14 protein-coding genes and 2 pseudogenes are annotated in these 16,549 nt (G+C 71.7%); 9 read left to right on the top strand and 7 right to left on the bottom strand.

Features of this window, described 5'->3' with window-relative positions:
* Positions 1-404 precede the first annotated feature (404 nt).
* Positions 405-1,333 (top strand): annotated as a pseudogene (locus ACH4VO_RS24850) (ADP-ribosylglycohydrolase family protein).
* Positions 1,334-1,501: 168 nt separating this feature from the next.
* Here the strand turns inward: ACH4VO_RS24850 and ACH4VO_RS24845 are convergent.
* A complete protein-coding gene (locus ACH4VO_RS24845; RefSeq protein ID WP_360996878.1) occupies positions 1,502-2,458 on the bottom strand; it encodes an MBL fold metallo-hydrolase in 957 nt (318 codons plus the stop codon).
* Positions 2,459-2,587: 129 nt separating this feature from the next.
* On the opposite strand from ACH4VO_RS24845, the gene ACH4VO_RS24840 reads away from it, so the two are divergent.
* The 3 genes from ACH4VO_RS24840 to ACH4VO_RS24830 all read left to right on the top strand — a co-directional run bounded on the left by ACH4VO_RS24840 (position 2,588) and on the right by ACH4VO_RS24830 (position 4,888).
* Positions 2,588-2,797 (top strand): hypothetical protein, encoded by a 210-nt coding sequence (locus ACH4VO_RS24840; protein ID WP_360996877.1) that lies wholly within the window; start codon positions 2,588-2,590, stop codon positions 2,795-2,797.
* A complete protein-coding gene (locus ACH4VO_RS24835; RefSeq protein WP_360996876.1) occupies positions 2,784-4,172 on the top strand; it encodes an amidase in 1,389 nt (462 codons plus the stop codon). The genes ACH4VO_RS24840 and ACH4VO_RS24835 overlap by 14 nt, the downstream gene beginning before the upstream one ends.
* Before the next feature lie 149 nt (positions 4,173-4,321).
* The gene (locus ACH4VO_RS24830; protein WP_360996875.1) at positions 4,322-4,888 is read left to right on the top strand and encodes a TetR/AcrR family transcriptional regulator; all 567 of its coding nucleotides are present in this window, start codon (positions 4,322-4,324) and stop codon (positions 4,886-4,888) included.
* A gap of 200 nt (positions 4,889-5,088) precedes the next feature.
* On the opposite strand, the pseudogene ACH4VO_RS24825 reads toward ACH4VO_RS24830, so the two are convergent.
* Positions 5,089-5,466: pseudogene (locus ACH4VO_RS24825) on the bottom strand (helix-turn-helix domain-containing protein); the annotation flags it as partial.
* A gap of 169 nt (positions 5,467-5,635) precedes the next feature.
* On the opposite strand from ACH4VO_RS24825, the gene ACH4VO_RS24820 reads away from it, so the two are divergent.
* Together ACH4VO_RS24820 and ACH4VO_RS24815 are read left to right on the top strand one after the other, a co-directional pair.
* Positions 5,636-6,634: a LysR family transcriptional regulator gene (locus ACH4VO_RS24820; protein ID WP_360996873.1), complete on the top strand. Its 999-nt coding sequence runs from the start codon at positions 5,636-5,638 to the stop codon at positions 6,632-6,634.
* Between the two features lie 82 nt (positions 6,635-6,716).
* Complete coding sequence (locus ACH4VO_RS24815) at positions 6,717-7,259, top strand: DapH/DapD/GlmU-related protein (protein ID WP_360996871.1); 543 nt, start codon at positions 6,717-6,719, stop codon at positions 7,257-7,259.
* Positions 7,260-7,544: 285 nt separating this feature from the next.
* Here the strand turns inward: ACH4VO_RS24815 and ACH4VO_RS24810 are convergent, their stop codons facing one another.
* From ACH4VO_RS24810 to ACH4VO_RS24790, 5 genes are all read right to left on the bottom strand, one after another.
* Positions 7,545-8,039 (bottom strand): FBP domain-containing protein, encoded by a 495-nt coding sequence (locus ACH4VO_RS24810; protein ID WP_360996869.1) that lies wholly within the window; start codon positions 8,037-8,039, stop codon positions 7,545-7,547.
* A 68-nt stretch (positions 8,040-8,107) separates the two neighbouring features.
* Positions 8,108-8,611, bottom strand: coding sequence for an NUDIX domain-containing protein (locus ACH4VO_RS24805; protein ID WP_360996868.1), 504 nt, complete (start codon positions 8,609-8,611; stop codon positions 8,108-8,110).
* 54 nt (positions 8,612-8,665) lie between these two features.
* Complete coding sequence (locus tag ACH4VO_RS24800; protein WP_360996866.1) at positions 8,666-9,583, bottom strand: hypothetical protein; 918 nt, start codon at positions 9,581-9,583, stop codon at positions 8,666-8,668.
* Complete coding sequence (locus ACH4VO_RS24795; RefSeq protein WP_360996864.1) at positions 9,580-10,593, bottom strand: SPFH domain-containing protein; 1,014 nt, start codon at positions 10,591-10,593, stop codon at positions 9,580-9,582. The genes ACH4VO_RS24800 and ACH4VO_RS24795 overlap by 4 nt, the downstream gene beginning before the upstream one ends.
* Before the next feature lie 207 nt (positions 10,594-10,800).
* Positions 10,801-11,424, bottom strand: coding sequence for a TetR/AcrR family transcriptional regulator (locus ACH4VO_RS24790; RefSeq protein ID WP_360996862.1), 624 nt, complete (start codon positions 11,422-11,424; stop codon positions 10,801-10,803).
* A gap of 165 nt (positions 11,425-11,589) precedes the next feature.
* Here ACH4VO_RS24790 and ACH4VO_RS24785 point away from each other — a divergent pair, with 165 nt between their 5' ends.
* The 3 genes from ACH4VO_RS24785 (at position 11,590) to ACH4VO_RS24775 (ending at position 15,330) form a co-directional block, all read left to right on the top strand.
* Positions 11,590-12,435, top strand: coding sequence for a phosphatase PAP2 family protein (locus ACH4VO_RS24785; protein WP_360996966.1), 846 nt, complete (start codon positions 11,590-11,592; stop codon positions 12,433-12,435).
* A complete protein-coding gene (locus tag ACH4VO_RS24780) occupies positions 12,432-13,418 on the top strand; it encodes a hypothetical protein (RefSeq protein ID WP_360996861.1) in 987 nt (328 codons plus the stop codon). The genes ACH4VO_RS24785 and ACH4VO_RS24780 overlap by 4 nt, the downstream gene beginning before the upstream one ends.
* A 157-nt stretch (positions 13,419-13,575) precedes the next feature.
* Positions 13,576-15,330 (top strand): oxidoreductase, encoded by a 1,755-nt coding sequence (locus ACH4VO_RS24775; RefSeq protein WP_360996859.1) that lies wholly within the window; start codon positions 13,576-13,578, stop codon positions 15,328-15,330.
* Positions 15,331-16,549: the final 1,219 nt, after the last annotated feature.

Here is a 16,549-nt window from a genome sequence, read left to right as displayed (position 1 = left end):
GGCGTGGGCGGGCGGGGCGCGAGGTGTGGAGAGTGCACCTCCCACCGCCGGTCGAGCCGATACCGGCCCGCTCCGTGACGGCTCTGCCGCCGCCCGGGGCACGACCGGTGCTGTTCGAGCAGAAAGCGGAGGGGTTCGGCGTCCTCGTGTTCACCGCCCCAAGCCGTACCTCCAGTCCAGGCGCGGCACCGATCTTGGCCCGGCCTTTCCGGAGATTACCCAGCCGCGCTCGGCGTCGAGGCAGTGGGCGACGCCGTCATGTGACCTGTACGGGTGTCTCAGAGTCAAGGGTGTCTCAGGCGGTGTGCCTCCGCAGACGAGAGCGTTCGCCTCCGATGGTTCGGGGAGTCGAAGAACCCAGCAGGTCCGTGCGGCCGTTGGTACGGCGCGGATACCCTGCACGAATGAAGCGGATGCGGCGAGCGGCCGGCGCGGTCGTCGGCTCAGCGGTGGGCGACGCCCTGGGCGCCCCCTTCGAGTTTGGCCCCCCAGGAGCGTTCTCCGCACGGTTTCCCGTGCCCGGTGCCGGTGGCGAGATGTGCGGAGGCGGTGGCTGGGACCCCGGCGAGGCCACTGACGACACGCAGATGGCCGTCCTGGTCGCGGAGTCACTGCTGGAGCGGAGCGGACTGGATCTGCCGGACATCTTCGCCCGCTTCCAGCGGTGGGCGGTATCGGAGCCGAAGGACATCGGCTTGCAGACCGAAGACGTCCTGACCAACGGCATGCCCTGGGACCTCGCCGCCCCGCTTCATTTCCAAATCAACCGACGAGCAGCGGGAAACGGCTCCTTGATGCGGGCATCTACGTCCGCGGTCCATTTCGCACCCGCCGGCCAGGAAGCCACCATGGATGCGGCCCACCGCATCGCCGCCCTCACCCACGGCGACCGCGCGGCCTGGGAGGGCACCGCGATCTTCCACGAACTCATCCGCCTCACGTTCGAGGACGCCGACCGCTTCGCCGCGCTCCCGGACATCCTGGCCCTTGTCCACCCCGACCACCGCAGCCGCTACGCCACCGTCCTCGCGCCCGACTGGCACCCCGATCAGGCGACCGAGTTCAACGATGCCGTCTGGCCCTGCCTGGGCTCAGCCGTTTGGGCTCTGCGCACCACCACCAGCTTCGAAGACGCGATACGCGCGCGATCGACCTCGGCGGTGACACGGACACCGTCGCCGCGGTGACCGGAGGCCTCGCAGGGGCGTACTACGGGCTGGATGCCATCCCCACCCGCTGGACCCGGCCGCTCCATGTCCCCCTCCCACGCTTCGACGGACGGGCGCTGCACCTGGCAGATCTGCTCCACCTTGCACACCGCCTCGGAGGCTGAACCGGGTGCTGCTCCGCACTCTCCACGAACTCGGGCACTCAGTTCCGCTGGTGGAGACAGTGCAGCCTCTGCCCGGGGCAGGGGGAGTACCTTCTCTCTATCGGAGTAGGGGCACTTCCAGCCCTTCTCCACGACGAGATCCAGTACGTCCTGCCAGTGGTGCCGCGGTCAACGCCGGACCGTCCACGAAGTGGCGGGGACGGGTACGAGTCGGTAGGCGTCCGCGTGCGGGATCACGCGGCCGGCGGTGGGCGGCGCGAAGTGGGTGCCGAGTACCAGGGTGTCCGTGTCGGCGAGAGAACCGAGCAGCGCGCGGCGCGAGGCTTCGGACCGCCCGGGGTCGATGTCGACGCACGCGCCGATGGCCGGGTGGGCGAACTGGACCGGGTGGTGGATGCTGTCCCCGGTGATCAGGGCCGTCTCGCCCCGGCTGGTCAGCTCGACGGCGAGGTGGCCGGGGGTGTGGCCGGGCGTGGGCAGCAGGCGCAGACCCGCGGCGATCTCGACCCCCTCGGCCGGCACGTCGACGAGATCGAGCAGCCCCGCCTCCTCGACGGGGATCACCGAGTCGCGGAACATCTGCGCGCGCGCCTCCTCCATGTCGTACGCCGCCCAGAACTCCCGCTCGACGCGGGAGGTGACGTAGCGAGCACGGGGGAACGTGGGGACCCATGCGCCGTTCACCTCCCGCGTGTTCCAGCCGACGTGGTCGGCGTGCAGGTGGGTGAGGATCACCAGGTCCACGGAGTCCGGCGGGAAACCGGCGGTGGTGAGGCGCTCGAGGAAGTCGGTCCGCAACTGGTGCCAGGCGGGGTTGGCCCGCTCCTTGCCGTTGCCGACGCCCGTGTCGACCAGGATGCGCTGCCCGCCGGTGGTGAGGGCGAAGCTGTGGCTGTCGAGGTGCAGGACTCCGTCGCGGCCGGCGAAGTGGGGCCGCAGCCAGTCCTGTTGCCCGACCAGGTCCGTGGTGGCGTCCGGCAGCAGCCAGGGGCCGGTCGCGGGCGGCAGGAGGGTCTCGTCGATGCGATGGACGGTGACCGTGCCCACGTTCCAGGACGGAACGGCGGCGTTCTCGGCAGTGCGTGGGGTGTGGATGGGGGCCGGGTCTGACGCTGCGCCGGACATGGAACTCCTCCCGTTAAGGCAATGGGTTTGCTTTAAGGGACGGTAGGCCCTAAGGTCAGTTAAAGCAAACCCTTTGCCTTTGGTGTGGGGTTGCCTCGTTGTTCCCGCATGATCAGGGGAGAAACGCTCATGTCCGCTGCCGAACTCACCCCGCCGGAGGCGGCCCTCTGGGCCGACCGCGCCGGGCTCCGGATCCCGGCCGACCGGCACGCCGCGGTGGCCGCCACGGCCAACCACATCCACTCCGTCGTCGCGGTCCTGCGGGAGCTGGACTTCGGAGACACCCCGCCTGCCGCCGCCTACCGCGCCGAGGAGAGGAGGGGCGATGCGGCCGTATGAACTCTCACTCGCCCAGGCCGCTGAGGCGATCCGGGCGCGGGCCCTGTCTCCTGTCGAGCTGGTGGACTCCGTCCTCCACCGCGTGGAGGAGGTCGAGTCGCGTCTGGAGGCCTATGTCACCGTCATCGCGGACCAGGCCCGCCGGTCGGCCCGCGAGGCCGAACAGGAGGTCGCTGCCGGTCGCCTGCGCGGCCCGCTGCACGGCATCCCGATGGGGCTGAAGGATCTGATCGACGTGGGCGGATCGGCCACCACGGCCAGCTCACAGGTCCGTGCCGACCATCGGGCGGAGGTCGACAGCACGGTCGCCGCCCGTCTGGCCGCTGCCGGCGCCGTCCTGATCGGCAAGACGCACACGCATGAGTTCGCCTACGGCCTGACCACTCCGCAGACCAGCAATGCCTGGGACCAGGAGCGGGTCGCGGGCGGCTCCAGCGGCGGGTCAGCCGTCGCCGTCGCCGCGGGCGCCGCGACCTTCGCGCTGGGAACCGACACCGGTGGGTCGATCCGGGTGCCCTCCGCGCTCAACGGCGTCGTCGGGCTCAAGCCGACCTACGGCCTCGTCCCCCGCCACGGCGTCACGTCTCTGTCCTGGTCGCTGGACCACGTCGGTCCGATCACCCGCACCGTCGAGGACGCGGCCCTGGTCCTGACCACCCTGGCCGGCCACGACCCCCGTGATCCCGCGTCCCTCGTGACCTCCGGCCAGACCTACCGGCCGGACGGTGCCACGGACCTGAGCGGACTGCGCGTCGGCGTCCCGCGCACCTACTACTTCGACCACGTCGTCCCGGAGGTGGAGGCCACCGTGCGGCGCGCCATGGCCGAACTCGAGGGGCTCGGCGCACAGCTCGCCGAGGTCGAGATCCCCATGGCGCGCTACGTCCACGCCACCCAATGGGGCCTGATGGTGCCGGAGGCCACCGCCTACCACGAGCGCACCCTGCGGGCCGTCCCCGAGCTGTACCGGACCGACGTGCGCGTCCTTCTCGAAGCCGGCGAGCTCATACCGGCCGGGGACTATCTGCGGGCCCAGCGCTCGCGTGCCCTCATGCGCCAGGCCTGGGGGCGCCTGATGGAAGAGGTGGACGTGGTCGCCGCCCCGACCGTCCCGGCCACTGCGGTGAAGGTCGGCGACGAGGTGATCACCTGGCCGGACGGCTTCTCCGAGAGCGTCTCCGACGCCTATGTGCGCCTCTCGGCCCCCGCCAACATCACCGGGATGCCCTCCCTGTCCATACCGGTCGGCCGCGACGCGACAGGCCTGCCCATCGGCATGCAGCTGCTCGGCCGCCCCCTCGGCGAGCCGTTGCTGCTGCGGGTCGGCCACGCCTACGAGCAGACGCGGCCCGCGGGCCGTCTCGCGCCGTTGTGACGAGCGGCCGCGTGGCGCCAGCAGGGACCAGGGGAGGGCCGGCCAGGGGTGCACCAGCCAAGGGGGCATCGGCCACGAGTGCACCAGCCATCGGTGCATTAACCGGGGAGCGCCACCTTGAAGCAACGCATTTGCTTTAAGGTGGTCTCATGAGCCGAAAGACAATGGTGCGCCCCGGGGGCCGCAGCGCCAGGGTGCAGGCATCGGTGCACGCCGCCGTGCGTGAACTCGAGGCGGAGGTGGGCCGGGACGCACTGACCGTCCCGCTGGTCGCCGCCCGCGCCGGGGTCACCCCGTCGACGATCTACCGCCGCTGGGGCGACCTGCAGGAGCTGCTGTCCGACGTGGCGGTGGAGCGACTGCGTCCGGAGGCGGCACCGCAGGACAAAGGAAGCCTGAAGTCCGATCTCGAAGGCTGGGCCGAGCAGTTCCTGGAAGAGATGTCCGCCCCCACGGGCCGCGCCTACATCCGCGATGCCCTCCTCGGCGACCCGGACGGAAGTAACGCCGGCCGGTGCTCGGCCTACGCAGCCGAGCAGATCGACGTCATACTCCGCCGCGCAGCCGACCGCGAGGAGAGCGCGCCCGACGTCGAGACGGTTCTCGACCATGTCGTCGCCCCCATGATGTATCGCATCCTCTTCAGCCCGCAGGGGCTCGACACCGCGTACGCGCGTCAACTGGTGGCAGGGCTCGTCAGGCCGACCGACCGCTGACCGCCGCCCCCGCGGACGGACCCCCGTCCCAGCGGAACACTTCCACCCCGTGCGGCCCCCGCGCCGAACCGTCGAGCCGAACCGTCGTGCCCCTGTCCACCGCGTTCACCGGCGACTGCGGTCACCGGCGACCGCGGATCCCTTCTCCGTGTCCGCGGACCCGCTCTCGGCGCTCGTGGACCGGAGCGTGCGGCGCCTGCTCAGCCCTCGCTTCTGTCCTCTGCCCGGACGTCACCCGTGATCGGACCCGAGGCGCGGAAGGTGCGCCGGTACGCCGACGGGGCCACCCCCGCCTCCGCCGCCAGGTGCCGCCGCAGCGAGGTCGCGGTGGCGAATCCGACCTCGTGGGCGACCCGTTCCACCGGCAGGTCGCTGGACTCCAGCAGGTGCCGTGCCCGGCGCAGGCGCTGCTGGGTCAGCCAGCGGCCCGGGCTCAGACCGGTCTCCTCCCGGAAGCGCCGGGCGAAGGTACGGGTGCTCATCGCCGCATGCGCGGCCAGTTCTTCCAGCGGCAGAGGCAGTTCCAGCCACCTTCCCCCTCGCCGAAGGCGCCCGGGCCCACGTCCTGGGGGAGACGGGCCGCACCACGGGCAAGCTGGCATCGCCGTGCGCTGAGGCCGGCCGCGACCCGGGCCCGCTCGACCGGACCCGGGTCCCCGCTCCGTCCGCGACAGCCGGTCTCCCCGCGGTCGACAACCACCTCTCCGCGAGCCACAACGATCGGTTGTGCGCCCCTACAGTGAACCCATGGACACCGAGGCGCTGCGATCGTTCGTCCGGGCGGCCGAGCTCGGACAGTTCCACCGTGCGGCCGCTGAGCTGGGCGTGACCCAGCAGGCGGTCTCCAAGCGGATCGCCGCCCTGGAGCGCGAGCTGGACGTGCGCCTGTTCTCACGGGGCGCCCGGGGGGTCGAGCTGACGATCGACGGTCAGGCGTTCCTCCCTCACGCGCGGAGCGTCGTCGCGGGTGTCGAGCGTGCCGTCGCGGCGGTCAGGCCGGGCTCGCGGGCCCTTCGGATCGACGTACTCGGCCTGCGCAGCGCCCAGGCCGTCGTTCTGCACGACTACTGGCGGTCGCATCCCGAAGTCGATCTCGACGTGGTGACCCTCAGGGTCACCGACCCACGCGTGGCGGTCGCCGCTGTCGAGGCGGGCGACGTCGACGCCTCGTTCCGTAGCGTCACCGACCCGGCCGCACTGCCTCCCGACGTACGGATGGCGCACGCGTTCGACTCCCCGCTGGAACTCCTCGTCGGCCCGGGACACCCGCTCGCCACCGCACGGAAACTGACGCCGGCCCAGCTGCGGAAGCACCGGATCTGGGTGCCGGGCATCGCACCCGGAAGCGAGTGGTCGGAGTTCTACGATCAGCTCGCCACCGACTTCGACCTGCGCGTGGACGCGGCAGGCCCGCACTTCGGGGACGAAGTGCTCCTGGACACCCTCGCGGACTCCGCGGACGTGGCCACCCTCGTCGGTTCACGCGACCGGTACGTTTGGCCGGCCACCTACGACCTGCGCCGTATCCCCCTCGCGAACCCGACCCTCGCCTACCCGCTCTCCCTCCTCCTCCCGAAGACGAACCCGCACCCGGGACTCCGTGCAGTCCTCACCCACCTGCGAAGTCTCCCGCGGCTCCCCGGGCCGGTCTGGCTCCCCACCTGGGCGACGACACCACGGCCCGGCGACCGCGACCTCGCGAGCGACCCCGCGCACGCTCGTCAACCCCCACCACGACGACGATGACCCGGCCCCGGCTGCCCGGGCCGGCACTCACCGGCGCCCGACGAGTCCTCTCCGGTCACCCGAACACAGAAAGGGGCGCGGCATGTCCCGCGACGTTCTCATGCCCATCCACGGCGCCGAGTTCCAGGCGATGGCCGAGAGGGTCCTCCGGGTCACGGAGCTCACCTCCCGCCTGAACGTCATGCCCTTCGAGGACGAAGTGGGAAAGGCGGAACTGTTCGAGGAGATCCTCGGCAAGCCCCTGCCGGCGAGAGTCACGATCTATCCGCCCTTCTACACGGACCACGGTCTCCGTCTCGACCTCGCCGAGCGCGTGTACATCAACCAGAACTGCACGTTCCTCGACTACGCCGGCATCCGGCTCGGCGAGCGCGTGATGGTCGGGCCGAAGGTCACGTTCATCACCAGTGGCCACCCGGTCGATCCCGGGGAGCGGCGGCTGCACCTCACCGGCGCGCCCATCGACGTGGCGGAGAACGTGTGGATCGGTGCCGGGGCCACCATTCTTCCCGGCGTCAGCATCGGCCGCGATGCCGTGGTCGCCGCAGGTGCGGTCGTGGCCGACGACGTTCCGCCGGCGAGCCTGGTGACCGGCGCCAAAGCCGCCGTGCGCCGACGGTGGTGACGACCGGGGCGGATACGCCGAGGTGACACGTGCCCGGTCCACCGACTCCTCGCGTCGGCTCGGGTACACGGGCCGTCGGGTGGGACGCTGAGCAGCGCCCTGCCGGGAGGCCGGTCACCCGGACGGACACCGTGCCGCCGACGGCGACCGGTGGCCCTGCCGTGATCGTCGCCGGGGCTGCGCCGTCCCCCGGACGCCCCGGGCCGTACCGCAGCAGCCGCCGTGGGTACCGGATCTCGCCGCCTGCGGCACCGGAGGCGGCGACGCCGTCAGGAGGCGACGCAGTCAGGAGGCGAGGGTGTCCAGGAAGGCGGACAGCTTGCTCCTCGTCCGCTCGATCTGCTGCTCGACGGTCAGTGACTCCTCCAGACGCCGACCGGAGGCCGGGAGCTTCTTGCCCCGCACGTACAGAGAGCAGTCGAGGTCGGTGCAGAGGTAGATGCCGACCGAATTCCCGTCCCGGCCGGCCTGCCCCCGCTTGCGGGCCGTCATCAGCGAGACGCCGTTGCCCGGATGTGTGGTCAGGCAGACCGAGCACATGCTGCGGTGCAGGAAACCGCGCTGCTGGGACGGAAAGCGGAGCGTCACGCCGGTCAGCTCACCGTGGAGTTCGGTGACGAGGTAACTCCGGTCGGGCGCGGAGAGATCGCGCCAGCCCAGGAAGTCCAGGTCGTCCCACGGCTGCTCGTCGAGGTCACGGGGCAGCGGCAGACGCTTCGCCTCGCCCTTCGAACAGTTGACGAACGACGCGCGGATGTCCTGCTCACTCACTGCTCTCATGTCCGCGAGGCTAGGCCTGCCTATGGCCTTTAGGCAAACGATTAATCGCTGTAGGGCAGTGTCGCGGACTATAGGCCCGTGCCTCCGGGGAACCCGATGGGCAGGTGGTGGGCCGGGGGATGCCGGATGCCGAGATCCGGGCGCCAGGCGGCGAGGACCTGGGCGGACGGGTCGAACAGGGAATCCGGCAACTCCTCCGGAGCCGTCCACTTCCAGGCGCTGATGAGGTGGGGCTCGGTGACCTCTGCGTCCACCGACTCCGCCGTCACGAGCGCCGCCATGCTGATCCGGTTGATACCGCCCGCCACGTCGTGCAGCATGGCGAACACGCGTACGGAGTCCTCGGGTACCCGCAGTCCCGTCTCCTCGCGCAGCTCACGTGCGGCGGCCGCCGCCACCGACTCGTGCGTCGGGTCGATCTTGCCGCCGGGAAGCTCCCAGGTGCCGTCGCGGTGCCGGCCGAGGAGGATCCTGCCTTCCCCGTCCCGCACGATCACTCCCACCCCGAAGGCGGCCTGGGCGAGCGGCGGGCGGGTGTTGCGGGTGGAGGGGTGAGTCGAGTCGGTGGTCATGTCGCTGCTCTGCTCCCGGCTGGTCGGGGACGGGCGTACGAAACCTCGCCATCCTCACACGACCAGGCTCAGCGAGGTGGGGGAGATGCCGAGACGGACACTCTGGCCCCACGTCAACTCCAGTGCGTCCGCCTCCATGCCGTCGCCGAAGACCACCATCCGGTCCGACTCGACGGTGAGCGCGAGACCCTCCCCGCGGCCCAGCTCCCCCGCGAGCAGTGAGGTGCCGGTCGCCGGGGAGGGCCACGCCTCGCGTACGAACCAGAGCAGCCGGGGATCGCCGGGAGCCGGCAGCCGCAGCGTGCTGCCCCGTTCGGTCCACAGGGAGCGCAGCCAGCCCGTGGCGCCCGTACCGGTGCCGACCAGGACACCCGAGGACGCCTGAGCCTCCCCGCCTGCCGGGGAGGAGCCGGCAGGGGAGGGGCCGTCCGGGGAGATGCGGTAGCGCGCGGTGCCGTGGCCGGGCGGCCCGAGACAGATCTCGTTCAGGGCGAGCAGCCGCTGGGTGTCGTCGGCGACGGCCTCGACCATGGTGAGCGCCTCCGTCCGGTCGCCGGGCGCGACGGCCGCCCGGCAGAGCGCCGCAGTGTCGGCCGGCCGGTGGCGCACGAGGACGCCGGGGTTGCGACCGGGATCCGCGTCGATGCCGATCACGGGCTGGCCGGCCAGGTACTTCGCGGCGTTGGCGACCAGGCCGTCCTGGCCGACCGCGAGCACCACGTCCTGCGGGGCGAACAGGAAGCGGTCGAGATCCGCACGCTCCACCTGAGTGCGGCGCCAGGTCAGCGGAATGCCGGCGGCCACGTCGCCGACCGCGCGCCGGGTGCGCGCGTGGCGCTCGGCCACCTCCTCGACGGACCGGCCGCGGGTGGAGAGGAAGAACGCGGCCTGCCCGTGCGTCCCGTGGCGCGCCAGGAGCTCCTCGTACTCGGTCCTGCGGTGCACCAGCACCGCCCGGGGCGCCAGGCTCATCCCTGCACCCCCGGCTCCGTCCTGCCGAGCCTGGCCAGCAGGCCTGTGAGGACGTCGGGGGAGAGGGTGAGGCTGTCGATACGGGGGAGGTTCTCGGCCAGCCGGGTCGCCGCCAGGGCGTGCAGCGTGCCGGGGTCCGCCTCGGAGTGGGCCCGCAGCCAGGCCGACTGGACTTCGGCGCGGGCCGCCCCGACCTCCCGGGCCGCCTCGGCCTCGGCGCGGGCCAGGCTCACCGTGCGGCCGGCCTCGGCCTCCGCGCGCACCCTGTCGGCCGCCGACTTCTCTTCCGCCTCGCGCCGGGCGTTGGTCCCCCGCTGGTCGACCAACTGCTCCTCGCGCCGCGCCAGTTCGATGCGGCTGGCGAGTTCGTTCTCGGCGATGGCCCGCTCGCGCTCGACGGCCACGGCCCGGCGTTCGTAGACGGCGCGGTCGGCGTCCTGCTGGATCTGTTCCCTGGCCGGGGTGCGCAGGGCGCGCTCGACCTCCGCCTCTGGGCGGATGGCGACGACACGTACGGTCACCACGTCGATCCCCGTGGCCGGCAGCCGCGGCTCCGTCGCGAGGCCGGAGGCCACGCGTTCCCGTACGGCGGCGACCCCGTCCACCAGCGTGGTGGCGAGCGGCGTCCGGGCCAGTACGTCCAGGGTGTGCTGCTGCGCGGTCTCGGTGAGCAGGGTGGCGATCTGCTCCAGCGGGGCGGCGCGCCAGACGCCGGTGTCCGGATCGATCGAGAAGTCGAGCCGGGCGGCGGCCTCGGCCGGGTCGCTGATCCGGTAGGTGACCGTGGCCTGCACCGTGACGTCCTGGAAGTCGGCCGTACGGGCGTGGAAGGCCATGGCCAGCTCGCGGTCGTCCACCGGGACCTCGGAGAGCGCCGCGGTCAGTGACCGGAACCAGAAGCTGGCCCCCGGACCGTCATGGACGAGCTTGCCGCGTCTGTGGTGGCGGATGTGGGCGGTCGGCGCGGAGCGCAGGTGCCGCCTGCCGAAACGCCGGGTGATGTCGGCCATATCGGGGACCCCCTCTTTCTCGTCAATGCGACGATAACGGAGGCTGAGGGATATCGTCAAGAGGACGAAAACGCGGGGTGGTGTTCCGTGACGCGGCCGGCCGGCGGCTTCCGCGGAAGCCACCGGCCGGAGGTGCGCGCCGACCCCGTCCCCACGGCGCGGCGCGAGCGGGCCGCCGTCATCCGCTCGGGCGACGGCCCACGTTCATCAGGACCCGGGGCGGGGGGCCGTGAGCGCGGGTAGAACGGCGGACTCGATGAAGTGGGTGAGGAAGCCTTCCTCGCCGTACCGTCCCTCCAGCAGTGGCCGGGCGCGCATGACCCCCAGCAGCTGGGCGGCGACGAACGGCACGGCCGGGTTGTCCGCCGCGACCTCGCCACGCTCCACGGCACGCCGCACCATCGCGTCGATCGCGTCGATCGAGGGTGCGATCAGTGCCTCGCGCAGCGCGCACAGAAGCCCGGGATTCTGCAGCGCGGCATGGCTCAGCGCGTGCATCAGCGCCGTGTCGCGGTTCGAGGCCGCGTCGATGACCCGCGCGGCCTCGTGGAGGTCGCCGCTCAGGGTGCCGGTGTCGATGTGGGCCAGCAGGGGCGTACGGGTGCCGTGCAGGGCGGCGACGACCAGCTCGGGCTTGGAGCCCCACTGCCGGTAGAGGGTCGACTTGCCGCACCGGGTGCGCGACGCGACTCCCTCCATGGTCAGGGACTCGTAGCCGCCCTCGCGGAGAAGCTCCAGTACGGCCGAGTAGAGCTCCTGCGCCCGCTCCGGTGTGATTTTCGACCGGCGTGGCGACGGTGCTGACTCCTGTGCGGGACGGGGCGACTGCATGTGCTTCCCTCTCTGCGCCGTTGCGACGGGGGCCTCCGATACGCCAGTGTACCGATACGTACGTGTACCGATACGCTTCCGTATCGGTACACTGGCGTATCGATACGGCATGGACCGACCATGCCGGTCCCGAAACAGCGCTTCGTCAGCAAAGGGGCACGGGTGATGGACGCCCGCAGCGAGCCTGCGGACCGGGAGCCGGACATCTCTGCCCGACCGCCCCTGCTCCGCGAACTCCTTCTGGTCGCAGGACTCTTCGTCGTCTACAAACTCGGCCGCCGGGCCGCGAACGGGCACGTCGAGGAAGCGTTCCGCAACGCCGGTCACGTCTGGGACCTGGAGCGCGCCCTCGGCCTCCCCGGCGAAGGGGGCGTGCAGAACCTGCTCCTGCACAGCCACACGCTGGTGCAGGCGGCCAACACCTACTACGCGAGCGTGCACTTCCCGGCCACCCTGCTCTTCCTGGCCTGGCTCTACCGGCGGCGCCCCCGCCACTACGTGTGGTCGCGCCGCATACTCGCCGTCCTCACCGGAGCCGCGCTCGCCCTGCACCTGCTCTTCCCGCTCGCACCCCCGCGCATGCTGCCCGCGGCGGGCCTCGTCGACACCGGCCGGGTGTACGGCCCCACGGTCTACGGAGCCACTCCGGCCACCGACTCGATGGCCAACCAGTTCGCCGCGATGCCCTCGCTGCACTTCGGCTGGGCGCTGACCGTCGCCGTCGGGCTGATCGTCGCCACCCGCTCCCGATGGCGCGTGCTGTGGCTGCTGCACCCGCTGCTCACCCTGCTCGTCATCGTGGGTACGGCCAACCACTACTGGCTCGACGCCCTCGTGGTCTCCGCACTGCTCTCGGTCGCCTACGCATCCCTCCGGCTGCCCCACCCCGCGGACGCCTCCGTCCTTCTGCCCTGGCCGACCGCACCGGCGGCACTCCCGGTCATCCCGGCCCACGCGTCCCACGGGACGCGTGCGACCCGCGGTTACGCACAGTCGGGAGCGCGCGGATGAACAACGCCACGCTCGTAGCCGTCCTGCTCTCCCTCGTCTCCGCGGGCGCCTACGCCGCGGCGGCGGTGGCCCAGGCCCGGCTCGCCGGCCGGCCCGAAGCGTCCAGCGGGCTCCTGCCCATGCTGCGCCGCGGGGCCTGGTGGTCGGCGGTCGGCCTCAACGCGGGCGGAGCACTCCTGCACGTCGCCGCGCTGAAGTACGGACCGCTCACCCTCGTCCAGCCGCTCGGCGCGCTCACCCTCGTCGCGGCCGTACCGCTCGGGGCCCGCGCCGCCGGGCGCCGGGTCAGCCGTACGGAGTGGCGCGGCACCCTGCTCACGCTGGTGGGCCTCGGCGCCCTGCTGATCGCCGCGGGCGGCTCCCCGCCGCACGACACGCTCACCCTGGCCGAGGCCCTCGCCGTCGGCGCGGTGACCACGGCACTCGTCGCCGGCCTCGGCCGTCCCGGCGCACGCCCCGGACTCCGGCACGCCGCCGCGTCCGGCATCACCTCCGGCGTGGCGTCGGCGCTCACGCAGACACTGACGGTCGCGGCCACCGACCGCACCGGCTCCCTGCTCAGCTGGCGGCTGGTGACCGTGGCGCTGCTCGTCTCCCTCTTCGCGATGGGCGGCCTGCTGCTCTCCCAGACGGCGTACCGCGGCGGTCTCGGGGCCCCGCTCGCCGTGGTCACCCTCGCCAACCCGGTCGCCGCCGCGGCCATCGGTCTCGTCCTGCTCGGCGAACACCTCCAGGGCGGGGCCGTCGGCCTCGCTCCCGCGCTCGCCGGCGCGGCGGCCGCCGGCCGGGGCGTCCTGCTGCTCAGCCGGGCGCAGAGCCGGACCGCGCCTGACCAGGCCCCCACGCGGGCCGTCGCGAGCGCTCCGCCCCGGGTCGTCATCGCCGGGCCGCCCCGCACCGGGGCCGCCCGCACCGGCTCGTCCGCGCCCGGCCCCCTGCCGATGCGGCCCGAGCAGGTCGGAACACCCGTCGGTGGCCCCTGAGGGAGGGCGGCGGTTACATACCCACGGCGATGCGCACGACCTCCGCGAACCGGGCCCGGGCCTGACCAGGGGCGGGACATCGTGGTCTGAAGCGTCTCCCGCCCGGTGGGGAAGGATACGCTCACCAGGGTTCGTTGGCCGATGCCTTGGGGGGACGATGCTGGACGATCTGACGGCAGCCGAGCAGCAGTTCATACGTGCGGCGGCCCGGGGCCAGGCCGTCGACCTGCGGGTCGGCGATGCCGCCGACGACGAGCCCGGCCTTGGCGCGTCGTGGTCATCGGGGCGCACCATACGCGCCGAGATTGTCGCCCGGCTGCTCATGGATACGGAAGCGCGGTCCCCGGTCCGCCTGGCAGGCGCACGGATCGCCGGCTCGCTCAGCCTGGAAGGCGCCATGCTCGTCCGCTGGCTGCTGCTTGTGGATTGCTGGCTGGACGAGCCGGTCGTCCTGACCCATGCGACCGCCCCCCTGATCCGCATGACCGGCTGCCACCTGCCCGGGCTGCACGCTGAGAACCTGTGTGTCCACGCAGACCTCGCGCTCGATCACGGGTTCACCGCCCACGGAGAGGTCGAACTGGCCCGCGCCCGGGTCGGCGGCGTGCTGTCCCTGGCCGGGGCCCGACTCGACAATCCTGGCGCAACCGCGCTGGACGCTGGACGGCTCACCGTCGACCACCATGTGCGCCTGGACGCAGGCTTCACCGCGCGCGGCGAAGTCTGCCTGACCGGCGCCCGGATCAGCGGAGACCTCGTCCTCACCGGCGCGCAACTGACCAACCCCGGCAACACGGCCCTCGCCGCCGGCCAGCTTCATGTGGCGCAGAGCATGACAGCCGACGAGCTCCGGGCCGAAGGCGGCATCCACCTGGCAGGCGCCGAAATAGGCGGGTCGCTCACCCTTACCGGAGCCAGTCTCGCTCGTGCCCGCGACTGGGCTCTGACCGCCTCCGGCTTGCAGGTGGCACAGGAAACGCAACTCACCCACGGCTTCACCGCGAGCGGTGGCATCGATCTGCGAGGAGCGCACCTCGGGGCGCTCATCCTCGACGGAGGCGAACTCGACAACCCCGACGGAAACGCACTGGAGGGCGGCTGGCTCACGGTCGATCGCCAGGTCTCGGGGCGCCAGGGCTTCACTGCGCGGGGCGAGTTCAGCCTGTACGGGGCACACATCGGTACACGGGTCGATCTGCGCGACGCCACCTTCACCAACCCCGGCGACCTCGCCCTCGACTTCGAGCGACTCAACACCCCGGCCCTGTACCTGCTCCCCCGGAACTCACCGGACGGACGCGTCGACCTCAGCCATGCGAAGGTCGGTACCCTTTACGACGACTCCGCGACCTGGCCCGACCAGATCGACCTGCGCGGCTTGACCTACACAGCGCTCATCAACGAGCACGTCTCGGTACGGGAGAGACTGAACTGGCTGGAGCGGCAACCGGCCGGGTACGCCCCGCAGCCTTATGACCAACTCGCCACCGCGTATCGCCAAGCCGGCCAGGAGGATGCCGCCCGGCTCGTGGCAATCCACAAACATCGCCGCCGACGCCGCACGCTCAATCCAGCCGGAAGGCTTCTCAGCCGGCTGCTCTACCTGACCGTCGGCTACGGCTACCGGACCTGGCTGGCCGCCCTATGGCTGCTCGCCCTGCTTGCCCTCGGCACCGCCGTCTTCGACCACGCCCACCCGGCCCACATGATCGCCATAGGAAAGCCCGCCCCGGCCTTCCACCCGGTTACCTACACTCTCGACGTCCTGCTACCGATCGTCGACCTCGGACAGCAGAAGGCATGGCTGCCGACAGGCAGCGCACTGTATTGGTTCTGGCTGTTCTCCGGCGCCGGATGGGTGCTGACCACGGCAGTGGCAGCAGGACTGAGCGGAGTACTCAAACGGGACTGAACGACCGCGCCGGAGAGGAGGCGTCACCTTCGCCGCGATCTCGCGAAGGGTCCGCCGCTGCGGCAGCAGAAGGCCGGCTTCTGCGGCCTTTCGCGGCCGGTCCCTTCACCTGGTCGTCGGTTCACGTACTGTGCCGGATGGTGTCTTCCCACGTGACGTATGGGGGTGCGCGGTCCAGGGCCAGCCCGTTCCGGCTCATGCGGGCGGCAGCGGCAAGGTCGGGGAAGCGGTCCTGGACCAGAGCCCCGTGCCGGGTCTGCGACGGCTCCGGCTCGCCCTGGCTGAGCGGGAGTGAGCCGGAGCGTCCGGAAGCCCTCGAACCAGGTTCTGTCCGATGGGCCGCGTGACGCTGCGGCTGGGAGCTCGTTCCAGGGGACAGGGGACAGGGGACAGGGGACAGGGGACAGGGGACAGGGGGCGGGGAGATCGCTCGGATGAAGAACGGGCTCGGCTGCAGCCGGAACCGGCCCCTCCGGCAACCACGCCCGCGATGCGTCGGCACGTGCTGGTTCCGTCCTTGGTGAGCTGGAGGTCGGCCTCCACACCGCCTGCTCCCCAGCTCTTCTGCTGCGCGAGCCCCTCAGGGTGGTTCGGCTGGCGAACCGGGTCCCGCCCCCAGGCGTTCTCCCCGGTGGGGTAGCCGCCGTGCCCGTCGACCGTGGGGCAGAGGGGCATGGAGCTGTTGCAGCGCTCCACCATGTGAACCCTGGCGAAGGTCCAGCCGTTGTCCACGTTCCAGCTGAGCAGGGGGGGATGGTCTTCGCGCGACCGTCGCTGTACCCGTAGTAGGTGGCCAGGTCGTCGTGGCCGTCCCCGTCGAAGTGACCGGCTCGGGTGTTGATGGCGTCAAGGTCCAGTTGCCGGGTGCCACGCCCCAGGAGGAGAAATGGGTGGCGAAGGTGCCGCTGCCCCTGCCGAGCCGTTCACTCTCTCTGCCGCTGGATGGAGAGCGCGCCCGCGCTTCACAGGCGTGCCCACTTTGCCGTCCCGGGAGAGATCCATCCCCCTCAGGCTGCCGGAGGTCTCCCTCGACCCGGCAAAGCGTCGATGATTGGATCACCGCCGTGTCGTTGCGAACAGGTTGTCTCAAGTGGCCTCTGTGCCCGGGACTCTGAGGTGGCGCGCTAGGTGTTCTGTCCCGGGAGGTTGTGGACGGGTGAGCCAAGTCTCGGCTGAGGGATCTTGAACGGGTGAGGGCCTTCCGGTTCGGTGTGGATTG

It is taken from the genome of Streptomyces sp. NPDC020780 (assembly GCF_044334475.1).
Classification (GTDB): Bacteria; Actinomycetota; Actinomycetes; order Streptomycetales; family Streptomycetaceae; genus Streptomyces.
Note: the sequence above shows the minus strand (reverse complement) of the source record. Positions and strands in the feature narration are given on the sequence as shown.